This window comes from Curtobacterium sp. Leaf183, assembly GCF_001424385.1.
Taxonomy (GTDB): domain Bacteria; phylum Actinomycetota; class Actinomycetes; order Actinomycetales; family Microbacteriaceae; genus Curtobacterium.
On the sequence record NZ_LMPO01000008.1, the window covers coordinates 646,675 to 663,814 of the forward strand.

Annotated in this window: 20 protein-coding genes; 9 read left to right on the top strand and 11 right to left on the bottom strand. The window is 71.8% G+C overall.

Annotated features, from left to right (window positions below; translation table 11 throughout):
* The first annotated feature begins 45 nt into the window (after window positions 1-45).
* A complete protein-coding gene (locus tag ASG04_RS09420) occupies window positions 46-330 on the top strand; it encodes a GNAT family N-acetyltransferase (RefSeq protein WP_056122933.1) in 285 nt (94 codons plus the stop codon).
* A 24-nt stretch (window positions 331-354) separates the two neighbouring features.
* On the opposite strand, the gene ASG04_RS09425 is transcribed toward ASG04_RS09420, so the two are convergent.
* From ASG04_RS09425 to ASG04_RS09435, 3 genes are all read right to left on the bottom strand, one after another.
* Complete coding sequence (locus ASG04_RS09425; protein ID WP_056122936.1) at window positions 355-690, bottom strand: hypothetical protein; 336 nt, start codon at window positions 688-690, stop codon at window positions 355-357.
* Between the two features lie 152 nt (window positions 691-842).
* A complete protein-coding gene (locus tag ASG04_RS09430) occupies window positions 843-1,892 on the bottom strand; it encodes a biotin/lipoate A/B protein ligase family protein (RefSeq protein ID WP_056122939.1) in 1,050 nt (349 codons plus the stop codon).
* A 9-nt stretch (window positions 1,893-1,901) separates the two neighbouring features.
* Window positions 1,902-2,771: an alpha/beta fold hydrolase gene (locus ASG04_RS09435; protein WP_056122941.1), complete on the bottom strand. Its 870-nt coding sequence runs from the start codon at window positions 2,769-2,771 to the stop codon at window positions 1,902-1,904.
* Window positions 2,772-2,850: 79 nt separating this feature from the next.
* On the opposite strand from ASG04_RS09435, the gene ASG04_RS09440 reads away from it, so the two are divergent.
* Genes ASG04_RS09440 through ASG04_RS09450 form a run of 3 tightly spaced genes read left to right on the top strand, consistent with a single transcriptional unit; the run spans window position 2,851 to window position 5,236 of the window.
* Window positions 2,851-3,996 (top strand): inorganic phosphate transporter, encoded by a 1,146-nt coding sequence (locus ASG04_RS09440; RefSeq protein ID WP_056122944.1) that lies wholly within the window; start codon window positions 2,851-2,853, stop codon window positions 3,994-3,996.
* Window positions 3,997-4,007: 11 nt separating this feature from the next.
* Window positions 4,008-4,280: a hypothetical protein gene (locus ASG04_RS09445; RefSeq protein WP_056122947.1), complete on the top strand. Its 273-nt coding sequence runs from the start codon at window positions 4,008-4,010 to the stop codon at window positions 4,278-4,280.
* A 26-nt stretch (window positions 4,281-4,306) separates the two neighbouring features.
* Window positions 4,307-5,236, top strand: coding sequence for an acetamidase/formamidase family protein (locus tag ASG04_RS09450; RefSeq protein ID WP_056122951.1), 930 nt, complete (start codon window positions 4,307-4,309; stop codon window positions 5,234-5,236).
* 107 nt (window positions 5,237-5,343) lie between these two features.
* On the opposite strand, the gene ASG04_RS09455 is transcribed toward ASG04_RS09450, so the two are convergent.
* Window positions 5,344-6,096, bottom strand: coding sequence for an SDR family NAD(P)-dependent oxidoreductase (locus ASG04_RS09455; RefSeq protein WP_056122954.1), 753 nt, complete (start codon window positions 6,094-6,096; stop codon window positions 5,344-5,346).
* Between the two features lie 132 nt (window positions 6,097-6,228).
* On the opposite strand from ASG04_RS09455, the gene ASG04_RS09460 reads away from it, so the two are divergent.
* Both ASG04_RS09460 and ASG04_RS09465 read left to right on the top strand, forming a co-directional pair.
* A complete protein-coding gene (locus ASG04_RS09460) occupies window positions 6,229-6,672 on the top strand; it encodes a MarR family winged helix-turn-helix transcriptional regulator (RefSeq protein WP_056122958.1) in 444 nt (147 codons plus the stop codon).
* Window positions 6,669-8,015 (top strand): MFS transporter, encoded by a 1,347-nt coding sequence (locus ASG04_RS09465; RefSeq protein ID WP_082517926.1) that lies wholly within the window; start codon window positions 6,669-6,671, stop codon window positions 8,013-8,015. Before ASG04_RS09460 ends, ASG04_RS09465 begins: the two co-directional genes overlap by 4 nt.
* A gap of 94 nt (window positions 8,016-8,109) precedes the next feature.
* On the opposite strand, the gene ASG04_RS09470 is transcribed toward ASG04_RS09465, so the two are convergent.
* Entirely contained in the window at window positions 8,110-9,003 is an 894-nt protein-coding gene (locus tag ASG04_RS09470) for an alpha-E domain-containing protein (protein ID WP_056122961.1), read from the bottom strand.
* Window positions 9,004-9,135: 132 nt separating this feature from the next.
* Here ASG04_RS09470 and ASG04_RS09475 point away from each other — a divergent pair, with 132 nt between their 5' ends.
* Window positions 9,136-9,690: a MarR family winged helix-turn-helix transcriptional regulator gene (locus ASG04_RS09475; RefSeq protein WP_056122964.1), complete on the top strand. Its 555-nt coding sequence runs from the start codon at window positions 9,136-9,138 to the stop codon at window positions 9,688-9,690.
* A gap of 9 nt (window positions 9,691-9,699) precedes the next feature.
* A complete protein-coding gene (locus tag ASG04_RS09480; RefSeq protein WP_056122968.1) occupies window positions 9,700-9,900 on the top strand; it encodes a hypothetical protein in 201 nt (66 codons plus the stop codon).
* Window positions 9,901-10,004: 104 nt separating this feature from the next.
* On the opposite strand, the gene ASG04_RS09485 is transcribed toward ASG04_RS09480, so the two are convergent.
* The 6 genes from ASG04_RS09485 to ASG04_RS09510 all read right to left on the bottom strand — a co-directional run bounded on the left by ASG04_RS09485 (window position 10,005) and on the right by ASG04_RS09510 (window position 16,171).
* Window positions 10,005-10,889 (bottom strand): NAD(P)-dependent oxidoreductase, encoded by an 885-nt coding sequence (locus tag ASG04_RS09485; RefSeq protein ID WP_268750891.1) that lies wholly within the window; start codon window positions 10,887-10,889, stop codon window positions 10,005-10,007.
* Window positions 10,890-10,952: 63 nt separating this feature from the next.
* On the bottom strand, window positions 10,953-11,840 hold the full coding sequence (locus tag ASG04_RS17715; RefSeq protein WP_200938446.1) for a M23 family metallopeptidase: 888 nt from the start codon (window positions 11,838-11,840) through the stop codon (window positions 10,953-10,955).
* A 104-nt stretch (window positions 11,841-11,944) separates the two neighbouring features.
* Complete coding sequence (locus tag ASG04_RS09495) at window positions 11,945-12,262, bottom strand: hypothetical protein (protein ID WP_056122974.1); 318 nt, start codon at window positions 12,260-12,262, stop codon at window positions 11,945-11,947.
* A gap of 90 nt (window positions 12,263-12,352) precedes the next feature.
* Window positions 12,353-13,081: a lysophospholipid acyltransferase family protein gene (locus tag ASG04_RS09500; RefSeq protein WP_111108025.1), complete on the bottom strand. Its 729-nt coding sequence runs from the start codon at window positions 13,079-13,081 to the stop codon at window positions 12,353-12,355.
* 110 nt (window positions 13,082-13,191) lie between these two features.
* Window positions 13,192-15,033, bottom strand: coding sequence for a DNA helicase RecQ (recQ, locus tag ASG04_RS09505; protein WP_056122980.1), 1,842 nt, complete (start codon window positions 15,031-15,033; stop codon window positions 13,192-13,194).
* Between the two features lie 10 nt (window positions 15,034-15,043).
* Window positions 15,044-16,171: a CPBP family intramembrane glutamic endopeptidase gene (locus ASG04_RS09510; protein ID WP_056122983.1), complete on the bottom strand. Its 1,128-nt coding sequence runs from the start codon at window positions 16,169-16,171 to the stop codon at window positions 15,044-15,046.
* A gap of 36 nt (window positions 16,172-16,207) precedes the next feature.
* On the opposite strand from ASG04_RS09510, the gene ASG04_RS09515 reads away from it, so the two are divergent.
* Window positions 16,208-17,137, top strand: a complete 930-nt coding sequence (locus ASG04_RS09515; protein ID WP_056122986.1) for an EamA family transporter — start codon at window positions 16,208-16,210, stop codon at window positions 17,135-17,137.
* Window positions 17,138-17,140: the final 3 nt, after the last annotated feature.

A 17,140-nucleotide genomic window follows, 5' to 3' on the forward strand; every position in this document is an offset into this window, starting at 1 on the left:
ACGCGCACAGGCCCCTCTTCGGGGCCGCGGGGTAGCGTCGCCCGCATGGCACTCGACGTCCGGAACGACACCGACCAGCAGCAGTACTCCCTCGTCGAGGACGGCGAGGTGATCGGCTTCGCCGCGTACGAGGTCGACGGTGACGAGATCCGTTTCGTGCACACCGAGGTGGACCCGGCGCATCGCGGCGGCGGTCACGCGTCGACCCTGGTGCAGCACGCCCTGGACGACGTCCGCTCGGGCTCGTCGCGCCGCGTGGTCCCGCAGTGCAGCTACGTCGCCGCGTGGATCGAGCGGCACCCGGACTACCAGGAGCTCACGACGCGCTGAGGCAGCCCGCGGGGCCCGTTCGGATCAGTAGGAGCGGTCGTGCGTGCCCGGACGGGCTTCGTGACGCCCGGTGCGCGGGCTCCGGACCGTGGGGACCTGGATCAGCACGGACCCGCTGAGCAGGTCGTGGTCGTGGTCGCGCGGCGTGGGCGCTTCGCGGGGCAGACGGGACTGCCGTTCGTACTCGGCTTGCGTCTCGTGCCGGGTCGGCGCGAAGACCTCGTCCATCATCGAGCCGATGCCGCCGGATCCCCCGGTGCTGGTCGACTTGTTCGACAGGTCGATCCACCCCACGCGATCGGCGACCCACGTCACGACGACTGCTGCAGCCATCGCCCCCAGGAGGATCAACCAGTTCACGCAAGCGAGGCTACGTCGCGCTGTGAGACGGGACATCCGCCGCGCGGGTGATCCTCACGATCCACTCGGCTCGTTCTTGGGGATGACGCCGAGACTGATGTGACGGCGGTCGCGAGCCCCCCTCTCGCGGCCGCCGACCACGAACCGCAGGCTCAGGGCACGCGCTCGAGCCACTCCTTCGTCGCGAACTTCGACGCGACGAGCTCCTGCGCCCGCGCGCGCTCGTCAGGGGTCACCGCACCCGGCGTCGCCCGGTACCGGGCCGTGAACGTCGCGATGAGCGAGTCGATGATCTCCGCCCGCGACAACCCGGTCTGCGACCGCAGCGGGTCGACCCGCTTGGCGGCCGAGGTGGTGCCCTTGTCGCTCATCTTCTCGCGGCCGATGCGGAGCACCTCGACCATCTTCTCGCCGTCCATGTCGTAGCTCATGGTCGCGTGGTGCAGCAGCGCGCCGGTGCCCAGTCGCTTCTGCGCAGCACCACCGATCTTGCCCTTCGCCGAGGTGATGTCGTTGAGCGGCTGGTAGTACGCGTCAATCCCGAGGGACTTCAGCGCCTCGATCACCCACTCGTCCAGGAACGCGTACGAGTCGGCGAAGGTCATGCCCTGCACCAGGTCGGTCGGCACGTACAGCGAGTACGAGATGATCGCGCCCGCGTCCATGAACATCGCGCCGCCGCCCGAGATCCGGCGGACGACCTCGACGCCGTACTTCGCGGCGCCGTCCGGGTCGACCTCGTTCTTGAGCGACTGGAACGAACCGATGACGACAGCGGGCTGGTCCCACTCCCAGATGCGCAGGGTCGGCCGACGTCGGCCGGCCCCGACCTCTTCCGTCAGGACCTGGTCGAGCGCCAGGTGCTCGTTGGGGCTGATCGCACCCTCGTGGATGACCTCCCAGTCGTGGTCGAGCCACGTCGATGCACGCGACAGTGCTCGGCGCACGGCGACCCCGACGGACTCGGGCGTGAACCCGAGCAGCACGGCGTCCGCTGGCAGTGCAGCACGGACGGCGGCGGCGATGCCCGCGGCGTCGGTCGTCGCGGGCAGGCCCTCGACCGCGGCATCGATCAGCGGCAGTGCGTCGTCGGGTTCGAGGAAGAAGTCCCCCGCCAGACGGAACTGCCGGATGGTGTCGTCCTCGACCTGCAGATCGACGACGACGAGCTTGCCACCAGGGACCTTGTACTCACCATGCACGCCTGGAGCCTACGCCGCAGCGTGTCGCCCCAGCCATGCCACCAGGTCCGCGACGACCTCGTCGCGGTTCGTCTCGTTGTAGACCTCGTGGCGGGCGCCCTCGTACACCTGCACCGTCACGTCGGACAGTCCGCCGCGTCCGCGGTACGCCCGCGCCAGCCGCTCGACCGAACGGGGCCCGCCCAGGCTGTCGTCGGACCCGACCTGCAGCAGCACCGGGACGTCGCGCTCGATGTTCCGGCGGGGCACCCCGAGCAGCCGGAGCGCGTCCGCCAGTCCGAACAGCTTCATGACGTTCGCGTCGACGACGAGCGGGTCGACGGCCATCGCGTCGACGATCGCCCGGTCACGGCTGAGCCACTCGAAGCGCGTGGGTCCGGCACCCACGTGGCGTCGGTTCAGGTCCCCGCCGTTCATCGTCCCGGGCAGCCGGTACGCCGTCGCGGAGAGGACCACACCGTCGTAGGCCCGGCTCGAGGTGTTGATGATCCGCTGCGCCATCAGCGATCCCCAGGAGTGCCCGAGCAGCACGAGCGGGACCCCGGGTGTCTCCAGCCGGGCGATCCGCGAGGTCTGCTCGACAGCGGCGATCGCTGCTCGGAGCCCGCCGGGGCCGAGCCGGCCGAGCTTGGCGTGGTCGCCCTCCCACTGCCCGAGCCCGGTCCGGCCGTGCCCGCGGTGGTCGTTGGCGACGACGGTGTACCCGGCGCGGACGAGGTCCTGCGCCAGGCGCTCGTACCGCAGGGCGTACTCACCGACACCGTGGGCGATCTGGACGACGCCCTTCGGCCTGCCGGAGCGCCAGGTCGAGTACACGATCTCGATCCCGTGCGGATCGACGAAGGAGGAGTCGCCGCGGGCAGCTGAGAACGTGGGCACGTGAGCAGTCTCGCAGACCGCCGCACCTGTTCACCGGGCGTTCACCCGGCCGGTCCCGGGCGGGCCTAGCGTCACCGCCATGGACGTCTTCGTCATCGTCGTGCTCGTGATCGTGGTTGCCCTCGTGTTCGACTTCACGAACGGGTTCCACGACACCGCCAACGCCATGGCCACGTCGGTCGCAACCGGGGCGCTCAAGCCCCGGACCGCCGTGCTCATCTCCGCCGTGCTCAACCTGGTCGGCGCATTCCTGTCCACCGAGGTCGCCAAGACGGTCTCGCAGGGCATCATCCGTGAAGGCCAGGACGGCATCCACATCACCCCGACGATGATCTTCGCGGGTCTGGTCGGTGCCGTGCTCTGGAACCTCGCCACCTGGTACTTCGGGTTGCCGTCGTCGTCCACCCACGCGCTGTTCGGCGGGCTGATCGGTGCGTCGATCATCGGCTCGGGACTGAACTCGGTCGACTGGGCGACGGTGGTGTCGAAGGTCGTGCTCCCTGCACTGCTGTCCCCGGTCATCGCCGGCGTGATCGCGCTCGTGGCGACCTTCGTCGCGTACCGCCTCACGAAGAACGCGACGACGCACGGTGCGGCCACGGGCTTCCGACACGGCCAGACGATCTCGGCGTCGCTCGTGTCACTCGCGCACGGGACGAACGACGCGCAGAAGACGATGGGCGTCATCACGCTGACCCTCATCGCCGCCAACTACCAGGACGCCGGCACCGGCCCGGCGATCTGGGTCATCCTGGCATGTGGGCTCGCGATCGCCCTCGGCACCTACATGGGCGGGTGGCGCATCATGCAGACCGTCGGCAAGAAGATCTCCGACGTGCAGTCCCCGCAGGGCTTCGCCGCCGAAACCAGTTCGGCCGCGACGATCCTGGTGTCGTCGCACCTCGGCTTCGCGCTGTCCACCACCCACGTCACGAGCGGGTCGGTCGTCGGTTCCGGCCTCGGCAAGAAGCTGGCCGACGTGCACTGGGGTGTCGTCGGTCGGATCGTGATCGCCTGGGTGATCACGCTCCCCGCCGCGGCGCTCGTCGGTGGGCTGGCCACGTGGCTGGCGTCGACCTCGGTGATCGGGCTCGTGCTCGTCGCGGTGCTGGCACTCGCGGCCGGTCTGACCTTCTACACCCTGGCCAAGCGCAAGCCGATCTCGGCCGCCGACATCCACGAGGGCGACACGGAGCGCGAGCCCGTGGCCGCCGCGAAGAACTGAGGGGCAGGACCATGGACATCGACTTCGGAGCCATCGGCACCGTCGCGGGCGTCGGCTTCGTGGCCGCGGTCAGCGTGGTGCTGCTGTACACGCTCGGACTGCGCCTGCTCGGTACCGGGCAGCCCGTCGACGCCGGCGGCGAGCGTACGCAGTACGCCGAGGAGACCCCGCGCTCCGGCACCACCCCGCCCGGGGCCATGGCCGGCGCGGTCGTCTGCTTCGCCCTGAGCGCCGCAGCGGTGCTCTACGGGATCTGGCTGACGATCCCGCAGTTCCACCAGTAGCGCCGCGCCCCTGCGAGGATCGACCGGTGACCTCGCATCGGATCGACGCAACCCCCGACACCGTTGCCGACGTGTTCGTCGCGGAGCGCACACCCGTGCTCCGCGTCGAACCGGGCGACACCGTGACCGCCCGGACGCTGAGCGCCGCCGGGTACACCGAACGGCTGTCCGAGCCGGGCGCCGAGGCCCCGACGCTCATCCCGTCGCGGCGCGGCCACTGCCTGGTCGGACCGATCGCCGTGGCCGGTGCGCGGCCCGGGCAGGTGCTCGCCGTGCACTTCGACGAGCTGGTGCCGGACGACTGGGGGTACACCGGCTCGGGCGGCGTCGACAGCCCGGTCACGCGAGCGCTCGGCCTGACCGACCCGGCCGACCGAGGCCCGCTGCTGTGGGACATCGACACCGCTGCCGGCACGGCACACAACCAGCTCGGGCTCGGCGTGCGGACGGCGCCGTTCCTGGGCGTGGTCGGCCTGCCACCCGAACCCACGGGCGAGCACTCGACCATCCCGCCGAGGCCGGTCGGCGGCGGCAACGTCGACTGCCGGGAACTCGTCGCCGGTGCGACCCTCTTCCTGCCGGTCACGGTGCCGGACGCCCTGCTCTCCGTCGGGGACGGTCACGCGGCACAGGGTGACGGGGAGGTGTCGGGGACCGCCGTCGAGTGCGGGATGACCACGACGATGACGCTGTCCCTGGTCGACACGGCACCGGTCAGCGGCATCCACGCCGACACCCCGGCCGGGCGCATCACGTTCGGGTTCGACGCCGACCTGAACGTCGCGACCACGACCGCCCTCGATGCCATGGTCGACTGGATCGCCGGTGACCACGACATCACCCGTGCCGAGGCGCTCGCCATGGCCAGCGTGGCGGTCAGCATGCGCGTCACCCAGGTCGCGAACCGCACCTGGGGCGTGCACGCGCTGCTCCCCCACGACGCGATCCTGCGCTGACCGACCGCCGGGCAGCCCGCGGGACACGGCCACCGGACAGGACGGGAGGCCCTGCTCGCGTCCCCGACGTCGGGAACGTGAGCAGGGCCTCCCGTCCGGTGCCCGCGTCAGTGGGCGGAGTAGCCGCCGTCCACCAGGTGGTAGCTGCCCGAGATGAACGAGGCCTTGTCGCTCAGCAGGAACAGGACGAGCGCCGCGACCTCGGCGTCGGTGCCCAGGCGGCCCGCCGCGTGCTGGGACTCCAGGGCGGAGAGCTCGTCGGCCGACAACGACGACCGCACCAGCGGGGTGTCGATGAAGCCCGGGCCGACCGCGTTCGTGCGGATGCCCTGCGAGGTGTACTCCAGCGCCGCGACCTTCGTCAGCCCGACGAGCGCGTGCTTGGACGCGACGTAGGCGGCGTTCTGCGCGATGCCGACCGAGCCGAGCACGCTCGACATGTTGACGATCGCGCCACCACCCGCTGCGAGGATCGCCGGGATCTCGTACCGCATGCCGTAGAACACGCCGTCGAGGTCGACCGAACGGACGCGGTCCCAGGCGGCGATGTCGTACTCGCCGATCGGCTGGGGTGCGGCGCCGATGCCGGCGTTGTTCACCGCGAGGTGCAGCCCGCCGTACGTGTCGACCGCGAACTGCACCATGCGCTCGTCGTCGGCGGCGACGGCCGAGTTCGCCTCGAACGCGACCGCGGTGCCGCCCGCTTCCTCGATCGACGCGGCGACGCGCTGGGCGCCGTCGAGCTTGATGTCGGTGACGACGACCTTCGCGCCCGCTGCCGCGAGCTCCTTCGCGATGGCTTCGCCGATGCCGCTGCCGCCACCGGTGACGATGGCGACCTTGCCCTCGAACTCGGTCATTGTGTGCTTCTCTCTGCTCGTCTCGTCGACAACACCTGTTGTCTATACATCCGACCCTACTCCTCCACCGCGCGTCCCGACCAGCAACTAGTTCGTTCGCTGAACTAATGAGGTAGGCTAACGACCGTGACGATGACCGAGACCACCAGACGTGCCGACCTGCAGGCGTCGCTCAGCACAGACTTCCGCATCGCGGTGAACCGGCTCTCGCGGACACTCCGCGCGCAGAAGGCCGACACGACCGTCAGCGACGCGATGTTCTCCGCGCTGGCACGACTGCACCGCGACGGCCCGATGACGCTGGCCGACCTCAGCCGCGGCGACGGGGTCACCCCGCCGTCGATGACGAAGACGGTCGCCGCCCTGGTCGCCCGTGGGCTCGTGTCGAAGGGCGGTCACGGCGACGACCGCCGCAAGGTCCTGATCGGGGCGACCCCGGCCGGCATCGACTTCGTCCTCGAGACCCGACGACGCCGCGACGGCTGGCTCTCGCCGAAGCTCGCAGCGCTCACCCCCGCCGAACGCCGCGTCCTGGTCGACGCCACCGAGATCATGAGGAGGCTGGCCCACCAGTGACGGCCATGTTCCGGTCCCTGTCGGGACGCAACTACCGCATCTGGTTCGCGGGTGCCCTGGTGTCGAACATCGGCACCTGGATGCAGCGGACCGCGCAGGACTGGATCGTCCTGACGCAGCTCACCCACAACAACGCGATCGCCGTCGGCATCACGATGGCCCTGCAGTTCGGCCCGCAGCTGCTGCTGTTGCCCTGGACCGGTCTCGTCGCCGACCGCTTCGACCGCCGCCGCACCCTGATGGTGACCCAGGCCCTGATGGGGATGCTCGGGCTCGGCCTCGGGATCATGGTCGTCACGGACACCGCCACGCTGGTGTGGCTGTACGGCTTCGCGCTGGCACTCGGCATCGTCGCCGCGTTCGACACCCCGGTGCGCCAGGCCTTCGTGTCCGACGTCGTCACCGGCGAGCACGTGTCGAACGCCGTCGCGCTGAACTCCGCCTCGTTCAACGCCGCCCGGCTGATCGGCCCCGCGGTCGCCGGTGTGCTCATCGCCGCGATCGGCTCCGGCTGGGTGTTCATCATCAACGCGGCGTCGTTCGCGGCGGTCCTCGTCGCGCTCCGGTTCGTCGACCCCGAGCAGCTGGCCGAGCGGATCAAGCCCAAGCGCGGGAAGGGGCAGATCATCGCCGGCTTCCGGTACGTGCGCACGCGCCCGGACATCATCGTGGTGCTCTGCATGATCTTCGTCGTCGGGACGTTCGGGGTGAACTTCCCGATCTTCACCTCGACAATGGCGCGCGTGGAGTTCCACAAGGGTGCGGGTGAGTTCGGCCTGCTCAACTCCGTGATGGCGGTCGGGTCGGTGCTCGGGGCGCTGCTGTCCGCCCGCCGTGAGCGCCCACGGATGCGCCTGCTCGTCATCGCCAGCGCGGGCTTCGGTCTGGCGTGCACCGCCGCTGCCTTCGCGCCGACCTACTGGAGCTTCGCGATCGTGCTGATGTTCGTCGGCCTGGCCTCGCTGACGTTCATGACCACCGCCAACGCCCTCGTGCAGACCACGACCGCACCCGCCATGCGCGGCCGCGTGATGGCGCTCTACATGGCGATCTTCGCGGGCGGTACCCCCATCGGCGCGCCGATCGTCGGTGCCATCGCGGATGCCGCCGGCCCACGCTGGGCCATCGGCGTCGGAGCGGCCTCCGGGTTCGTGGCGCTGGCGATCGCGCTGGTCTGGCTCGTCCGCTTCCAGCACTTCCGCCTGCGGTACGACGCCGACACGCGCCTGCACCTCGCCGTCACCCAATCGATCCCCGTGGTCGGCACCCGTGCGGCCCGGGCGGCACTCCGACAGGACCTCGCCCGCGACGAGGCGGTCTCGTCCCGTTCCAGCGGCGTCTGACCGCTGGTCGCCCGGGTGCACCGGGACCGACGGGAGGCCCGTGGCGGGCCCGCACCGGACCTCCCGTCCGACACCCGGTCGCGTCCTGCCCCGGTCAGTGCGCCGACGCCGCGGCGAAGACCCGCTCGTCGAGTGCCCGGGCGACCCGGTCCGCCACGGTCGCCAATCGGCGACCGGCGGGGCGAGCCGCCTCGATCGCGTCGGCCGGTGCCATCGTGCGGAGCGTCCCACCGACGTCCCGCAGCTCGGCGAGACCGTCCGGCACGAGCGTCGGGGCGACGTCGGCCAGACACACCTCGGCGCGCTGCGTCAGGAACAGCACCGACCGCGGGCAGTGCGTGTCGAGGAGCAGGAACGCCGCCGCCTCGGACGTCGGCGCACCCGGTCGGGCCTCGCGGTGGAACGCCTCACCGACCCCGCAGGCACGCAACGCCGTGCCCCACGACCGCTCCGAATCGAGCTCGAGCAGGTCGGACGCGAGCAGCCGCGCCGTGGCCGCGCACCGGGCGAGCGACCGGCCGAGCGTGAAGAACTCCCACACCTCGTCGCGACTGGCGTCCCCCTCGACGACCCCCACGGCCAGGGCGCTCCGTTCCCGCACCCACCCCAGGAACTCGTGCTCGCGCCCCGCGGCGATCTTGCGCGGCAGTCGGGACCGCGTGACGTTCAGGCAGTCCCAGAGCTCGCTGGAGACGACGTCGCGGGCTCGCCGGGCGTCGTCCCGTGCGACCGCGACCGCGTTCGCGATGGAGGCCGGCTCGTGCCGGTCGAGCGCGAGCAGCTCCAGCGTGGCGGCGGCGTCGAGCACCGACCCCGCGGTGACGGCCGCACCGGCGACGATGCGGAGCTCCCGCGCGGTGACGCGGTCGTCGGGGACGTTGGCGGCGTCGGGCCTGGCGAGGTAGGCGTCGAGGAGCCGCGCGATCACGTCGGCGCGTTCCACGGCGGCCCCGACGCGGAACACGCTCCCGGCGAGTCGGCTCAGCACCGCGGCTCCTGCATGCGGCGAACCTACTGACCGCGCGTTGCGACGGTGTTTCCGAGCCGCGTCACCGGTGTTGCGGACGCGGAGATCGGCTGCCTCGCTAGACAACCTAACTAGAGCGTCTAGCATTGGCCCATGACTTCCGAGGTGACGACGAACACCGCGGGCTTCTGGTACGACGACGGATCCCGGGTCGACGCAGTGGACGTGCTCAACGCCCTCCGGCGGTACCGCACGGCCGAGACCGCGGCCCAGCGGCGTGCGCGCGAGGCGCTCGGCATCGGTGAGAACGCCCTGCTGGCCCTGCGCATGCTGATCGACGCCGAGACCGCGGGGCGCACCACCAACGCCAAGGAGCTCTCCGAGCGGCTCGGCATCACGGCAGCGTCGACCTCGGCGCTCGTGGACCGGCTCGTCCGCAGCGGGCACGTCGAGCGTCGTCCCGACCCTGACGACCGTCGCGGGGTCATCCTCAGCGCCTCGGGGTCGTCGATGCGGCGCGCCATCCGGGTGATCGACGACCTCGACGCCCGCACGCTCGAGGTCGCGGAGCACCTGCCCGGCGGCGACATGGGCGTCATCGTGGACTTCCTCGACGAGATGACGTCCGTGGTCGACGAGATCGACGCCGACCGCGCCGCTGCGAACAGCAGCGACGGCGACGGCATGCGCGCCCCCCGCCGCGCGTAGCGTGTGGGCATGCCCCAGACCCACCCGCACGAGCCCGAGGACGACATGCCCCTCGCAGAGCTCGACGCGCGTGCCCGGGCCGACGCCGCACTCCGACGCATCCGGAACGGCAGCGACCCGGCGCGTGAGGCATTCGACCTGGCGAACACCATGAACGACGAGGCCGTCGGCAGGCTCGGGGCGACGCTGCGACGCTGGTTCCGCCGGTAGCGGCACGGCGGGGCACGGCGGGGCACGGCGGGGCACGGCGGGGCACGGCGGTGACCACGGCCACGGCCACGGCCACGGCCACCGTGCCCGCGCCCCGTCCGGGGTCAGTCCTTCGTGAAGGCCGTCCCGACGGCAGCGATGTCGTCGGACCCGTGGCCGGCGGCGCTGGCGTCGGCGTAGACCCGGCCGAGCGCGTCGAGCAGCCTCGTCGACACCCCGGTCGCACGTGCGGCATCCGTGATCAGGCCGATGTCCTTCCGGAGTCCGTCGAGCGCGAACTGCGCCGAGTACTCCCCCGCCAGCATCGACTCGCCCTTGGTGTGGGCGTAGGCGGAGTCACTGGCGGTGCCGTCGATCGCGGTCAGGAACAGCGCCGGGTCGATGCCCAGGGCCCGTGCGACCGCGAGTGACTGCCCCGTCGCCGCGGTGATGGACGCGATCCACGCGTTCGCAGCGAGCTTCAGTGCGGTGCCGTCGCCGACCCGTGCTCCTGCGCGGACGGTCTTCGCACCGATGGCCTGGAGCACCGGGTCGATGCGCTCGAGGACCTCGGCGGGCCCGGCGGCGAGCATCGTGAGCTTCCCCTGTTCAGCCGGGGCCTTCGTGCCGAGCATCATCGCCTCGACGAGGGTGATCCCGTACTTCTCCGCCAGCTGCACCACGGTCTCGGTGCCCTCCACGCCCACGGTCGAGCACTGCACCCACACCGCGTCGGTCGGGGCGTCGCCCGCGGCCTGCTCGAGGACGTCGACCACGGCGTCGGTGTCGAAGAGCGTCAGCAGGACGACCTCGGCCCGCTCGACGGCCGTCGCAGCGTCGGTCGCGACGGTCGCGCCGTGTCCGCCGAGCGGTGCCGCGCGCTCCGGGCTCCGGTTCCACACCGTGACCTCGTGACCCTCGCGCAGCAGCGACTGCGCCACTCCGGCCCCCATCGCTCCAGTACCCAGCACCGTCACACGCACGTCCGACTCCGTCCCGTCGACGAGCACCGTGCCGTCGACCCCGTCGACCGGTCCGTGCCGTCGACTGGTCGAACGGTACGCGCGACGGCCTCAGAGCAGCCCGCGCTCCCGCAGCCACGCGGCCGGGTCGACGGGGTGTCCGTCCACGATGACCTCGAAGTGGAGATGCGGTCCGGTCGAGACGCCCGTGCTGCCCACGGCGCCGACGCGGTCCCCCGCCCGGACGACCTGTCCGACCGTCACGTCGATCGCCGACAGGTGGCCGTACCGGGTCTGCAGGCCGGGTCCGTGCTGCACGAGCACCTGGTTGCCGTACCCACCGGAGACGCCGGCGGAGACGACCCGCCCGGGCATGGCCGACACGGCGGGCGTCCCCGTCGAGGCCGCGAAGTCGAGCCCATGGTGGTCGGTGGAGCACGCACCACATCCCTGTACCGACCGGCCCCCGAACCCACCCGCGACGGGGACGGTGCCCGCGACGGGACGGACCACGTCAGCCGGGTCGATGCGAGCGAGGAGCACCGGCCCCGACCCCACGACGAAGCCGTCCCGCTCGACGTCCGCGAGGGCCGACGGCGGTGCGGTGAAGTCCTGTGGTCCACCGGGGAGACCGGCGCCGGGGGCCCGGGTGACGACCACGGCGCCCGTCCCGTCAGCGACCCCGGTCACGCTGGCGGCGGCCTGTTGCGGTGTCGACACGGCGACGAGGAAGCACGTCGCCAGACCGACGACGGCGAGGGGCACCCCCGAGGGCGCGACACGGAGACGGCGGACGTGCGCGAGTCCGCTGGTCAGCGCGGCGCGCGGCGTGTGGGCAGTGCGTGCTGCTCGCCGCCCACGGCCGGTCCGGGCGCCGGTGTGCGCCAGCCCCGCGGTGTGCGCCAGCCCCGCGGTGTGCGCCGGCCGCGCCGAGTGCACCAGCCCGACGGGGAGCACGGCGGGACACGGGGTGGGCCCCGGGACGGCGGGGGTCGTCACCACCGCCCCGGAGGACTGGAGGACGAACGCTCGGTTGGCTGCGGCGCGGGCAGCCCCGCGGGGGCGCAGCGGTGCGGGTTCGGTCGTCGAGGGCAACGTCGCGGTCAGGCGCGGACGACGCCGTCGGCCGTGATGCGGTCGAGCTCCGCGACGACGGCATCGACGACGGCTCGGGTGATGGCGTCCGCGACGGCTTCGACGAGGGCGAGCTGGTCGCCGGCCACACGGTGGTCACGCCGGACGGATGCCAGGGCACCGGCGGGGATGTCGTCGATCGCGGCGATGAGGGCCGCCGGGACGAAGGTGGAACGCGAGGGCGGCACGGGAGCGGTCATCGGTGAGGACGGCGCCCGCGTGGGGACCGGGCGGGCGTCGGCGTGGCTGCGACGGGCGATCGCGTCGAAGAGCGGTGTGGTCGACATGCTGCGGTTCTCCTGATCAGGGTTCGGTCTCGGGGTTGCCCCCATTGAACCACTGATATTTCTGATACGCAATGTCGACGATGCCGGACCTCAGTCGGGCTCGACGGCCTCGCCGGGATCGTCGCGGTGCAGCGCCCGCCGGACCCGCTCCACGATCGTCGCCGGCGGGTTGTTGTACGCGTTGGCGGGTTCCTGCCCGCTCATCGCCTGGATCGCCGCCATCACGGCGTCCGTCGCGTGCCGCCGGGCCCGCCCGGACGACGCGTCTCCGTACGACGACAGGTCGAGAGGCTGCCCGAACTCGATCGTCACGCGTGCGAGTTTCGGCACCTTCGAGCCGACGGGCTGCACGTCCTCGGTCCCGCGCAGCGCGACGGGGACGACGGGCGCACCGCTCGTCAGTGCCAACCAGGCGACACCGGTGCGGCCGCGGTAGATCCGGCCGTCGAGCGACCGCGTGCCCTCGGGGTAGATGGCGAAGGCCTCGCCGTCCCGCAAGCGCGCGAGCCCCAGGTCGAGGGCGTGCTGCGCAGCTGCTCCCGCGCCGCGCTCGACCCCGATCGCACCGATCCCGCTGAAGAACGCGCGGGACACCGCTCCGCGGAAGCCCGTCCCCGTGAAGTACTCCTGCTTCGCCAGGAACGACACCTTCCGGGGCGCCATGATCGTGATCGCCGGGGAGTCGATGAACGAGCGGTGGTTGCTCGCCAGGATCACCGCACCGCGCCGGGGGACGTTCTTCCGCCCGATGATCTTCGGCCGCCACAGCATCCGGGCGAGCGGTGCCACCACGGCACGGCCCAGCACGGTGGCGAACATCGACGAACCGGGCACCGGCGACCTCCTCGGGAACAGGGTTTCCGAGTGTAGTGACCGGATCGCGCCGCACATGCCGGAGACGGCATGGACCGGACGGCGGTGGTGGAGTGCTACTCCGACGCGGCGACGACGTCGAGCACGGCGCGGCCGTAGGACTCGAGCTTGGCTGCGCCGATGCCGGAGATCTCGGCGAGCTGGTCGACGTCCGAGGGGCGCACCGCGGCGATCCCCCGCAGGGTCGCGTCGTTGAACACGACGTACGCCGGCACGCCCTGCTCGCGCGCCTGTGCTGCCCGCCACGCGCGCAGTGCCTCGAACAGGCCGAGGGCTTCCTGCGGCATGTCGGAGACGACCTGGCGCCGACCACGCGCCGCACGCGGGGCCTTCACCGGGTCGCGGCGCATCAGCACGTGGACCCGACCGGACAGCACCTCGGCGCTGGTCGGGCTGAGGACGAGCGTGCCGTACCCGTCGCCCGACACCGTGGCGTACCCCTGGGCGAGGACCTGTCGTGCCACCCCGCGCCATTCGCCCTCGGACAGGTCGGCGCCGATGCCGAAGGTGGCCAGTGACTCGTGCCGGAGTTCCTGCACGCGCGGCGACTGCTTGCCGGTCAGGATGTCGACCAGGTGTGCGACGCCGTACCGCTGCCCACGTTCGCGCTCGAGCCGCACGATCGTCGACAGGAGCTTCTGCGCCGGCACGGTGCCGTCCCACGACTCGGGCGGAGCGATGCACGTGTCGCAGTTGCCGCACGCGGTGGACTCCTGGCCGAAGTACGCGAGCAGCCGGACCCGGCGGCACTCGATCGTCTCGCAGAGCGCGAGCATGGCGTCGAGGTGCGCGCTGAGCTGCCGGCGATGGGCAGCGTCGCCCTCGGACTGGTCGATCATGCGGCGCTGCTGCACGACGTCGTTGAGCCCGTAGGCGAGCCAGGCGGTCGCCGGCAGTCCGTCACGCCCGGCACGGCCGGTCTCCTGGTAGTAGCCCTCGACCGACTTCGGCAGGTCGAGGTGCGCAACGAACCGGACGTCGGGCTTGTCGATGCCCATGCCGAACGCGATGGTCGCCACCATGACGATGCCGTCCTCGCGCAGGAACCGCGACTGGTTGCGCTCGCGCACCCGCACGTCGAGACCCGCGTGGTAGGGCAGCGCCGCGATGCCCTGGTCGACCAGCGCCGCCGCCGTGCGCTCGACCGAGTTGCGGGAGAGGCAGTACACGATGCCCGCGTCACCCCGGTGCTCGGTGCGGATGAAGGTCAGGAGCTGCTGCATCGCACCGGTCTTCGGTTCGATGCGGTACTGGATGTTCGGCCGGTCGAAGTCGGCGACGAAGTGTGCAGCGTCGTCGAGCCCCAGGCGGGCGGAGATCTCGCGGTGGGTCTGCGGCGTCGCGGTGGCCGTCAGCGCGATGCGTGGCACGGTCGGCCAGCGCTCGTGCAGGATGCTGAGCTCGAGGTAGTCCGGACGGAAGTCGTGCCCCCACTGCGCCACACAGTGGGCTTCGTCGATGGCGAAGAGCGCGATGCGGGCACGGTCGAGCAGCGACCGCGTGGACTCGAGCTTCAGCCGCTCGGGCGCCAGGTAGAGCATGTCGATCTCGCCCTGCACCACCGCACGCTCGACGCGAGCGCGTTCGTCCGGGCCCTGCGTCGAGTTGAGGAACGCCGCCTTGACGCCGTTGGCCGCCAGGGCGTCGACCTGGTCCTGCATCAGGGCGATGAGCGGCGACACCACGACCCCGACGCCGTCGCGCACGAGCGCCGGCACCTGGTAGCAGAGCGACTTGCCGGCACCCGTCGGCATCAGGACGAGGGCGTCGCCACCGGTCACGATGCGGTCGATGACGGCGGCCTGTTCGCCGCGGAAGTCGTCGTAGCCCCAGACCCGGTGCAGGACGTCCTGCGCCGCGCTGCGCGACGGCGAGACGGGTGCCGAGGTGGTGCTCATGGCGTCCAGCCTAGGCGCGACGGGCGACACCCATCTCGCTGTCCACAGGCCGGTCAGCGGCTGACCCGGCCACGCCCTCGGAGCGGGCCGGTGCACCCGACCAGCCCGTGCCTCCAGGACGGGTCCAGCGCTTGCCGCCCGCCCAGACCGGCGCCGGACCGCGGAAGCGTGGCGTCTCCGATCCGGCGAAGCGGCGGTCGAGCTTCCGCCAGTGCGCGAGGGCCTCGACCATGCCCCAGTACGCCAGCGACGAGCCGAGCGAGAACAGCCAGCTCTGCCAGGTGCTGTTCGACGAGTCGAGCGACACCTTCGACCACCCGGGAGCCTGCAGCACGAAGATCATGATGTTGTTGAAGGCGTGCTGCAGCACGGTGGCCTCGAGGCCTCCGGTGCGGATCACGATGATCGCCGCGACCAGACCGAACGACCCCACGTCGAGGATGCCCCACACGTTGTAGCCGTTCGGGATGTGCAGCAGCGCGAAGACGACGGTCGACACCACCACGGCCACCACCGACCCGACGATGCGGACCGGGATCCAGGACCCGATCCACTGCATCAGGAAGCCGCGGAACACGTACTCCTCGGCAGCACCCTGGAACGGGACGAGCACCACGACCATGGCGATCGTCAGCGTCAGGGTGCCGAGCGTCACGGTGGACTGACCGATCGCGGCGTGGTTCCAGCCGAAGCCGCCGTCGACGGTGAACATGCCGTCGGGCGAGAACAGCCCGGTCTGCAGGATGAACGACGCCGCGGCGATCACGAGCGTCGGCAGCACGCACCACGCCGCCCAGCCCCAGCGCACGCGGAACCGCACCGAGGACAGCGTGTTCGCCGGCCCCAGGCGCGCGATCTTCACGGCGAGCAGGATCCCCGGCAGCAGGACCACGAGCGACACCAGCGACAGGGACAGCACGAGCGGGTCGGTCGGGTCGAGGGCGCCGCTCGTCAGGCTCTGCTCGAGGTCGATCAGCCCCTGCGCACCCTGCGTGGCACCGATCGGCACGAAGTAGGCCACCGTGATGAGGATCTGCGTCACGACGTACCACCCGGCCAGGAACGCCAGGGCGACCAGCGGGCGCCACCAACGCCAACGACCGTCGACGCGGAACAGGCGGGTGTAGGGAACGCTCACGCAGCGCAGGTTACCGGGCACGGCAGGATGGGACCCGTGATCACGGTGCTGCTCGGCCTCGGCGGGGCGCTCGTCTACGGCTTCGCGGACTTCCTGGGCGGCCTCGCGTCGCGTCGGTTGCGTCCCGTCACGGTCGCCGCCGCCGCAGCCGCGATCGGCATCGTCCCGCTGCTGGTGGGACTGCTGCTGTTCGGCGGCCGGTCCTCGTGGCAGGGCACGCTGTGGGGCGCCGTGGGCGGGCTCGCCGGAGCCGTCGGGGTCCTCCTGCTCTACGCCGCGCTCGCGATCGGGCCGATGAGCGTGCTCTCCCCGCTCACCGCGGTGTTCGCCGCGGTGGTCCCGGTGCTGGTCGCCGTGCTGCGCGGGACGGTCCTGTCGCCGGTCGCGGTCGTCGCGCTGGTCGTGGCCGTGGTCGCGGTCGTGCTGGTCGCGACGGTCCGCGACCCGTCCGGAGCACGCGTCACGGCTCGTGGCGTCCTGGCCGCCGTCGTCGCGGGGTGTGGGTTCGGCGGGATCGTGCTCGCGTTCAACGAGACGCCGTCGGACTCCGGGATTGCACCGCTCGTCGTGGCGCGGCTGGTGCAGACGGTGCTGCTGGGGACGGCGGCAGCGGTCTCGGCGGCGGTCGCTCGGTCGGGAGGCGCGGCAGACCCCGGGACGTCGGCCGGCGTCGCGGGGTCTGCCGCGCCTCCAGGACGGTGGCTGCGGTCCGCGCCGGGCCGACGGCTGGTCCGGGTGGTCGTCGCGTGCGGGGTCCTCGACGCCCTGGCGAACGTCTGCATCCAGGCCGGGCTGCACGCGAGCGACGACCCGACGACGCTGCCGGTGATCAGTGTCCTGAACGCGCTGTACCCGATCGGGACGGTCGTCCTGGCCGGGGTGGTGCTGCGCGAACGCCTGACCCTGCTGCAGGGTTTCGGGATCGCACTCGCCGTCGGCGCGGCGGTCACGCTGGCGCTGGCGTGACCG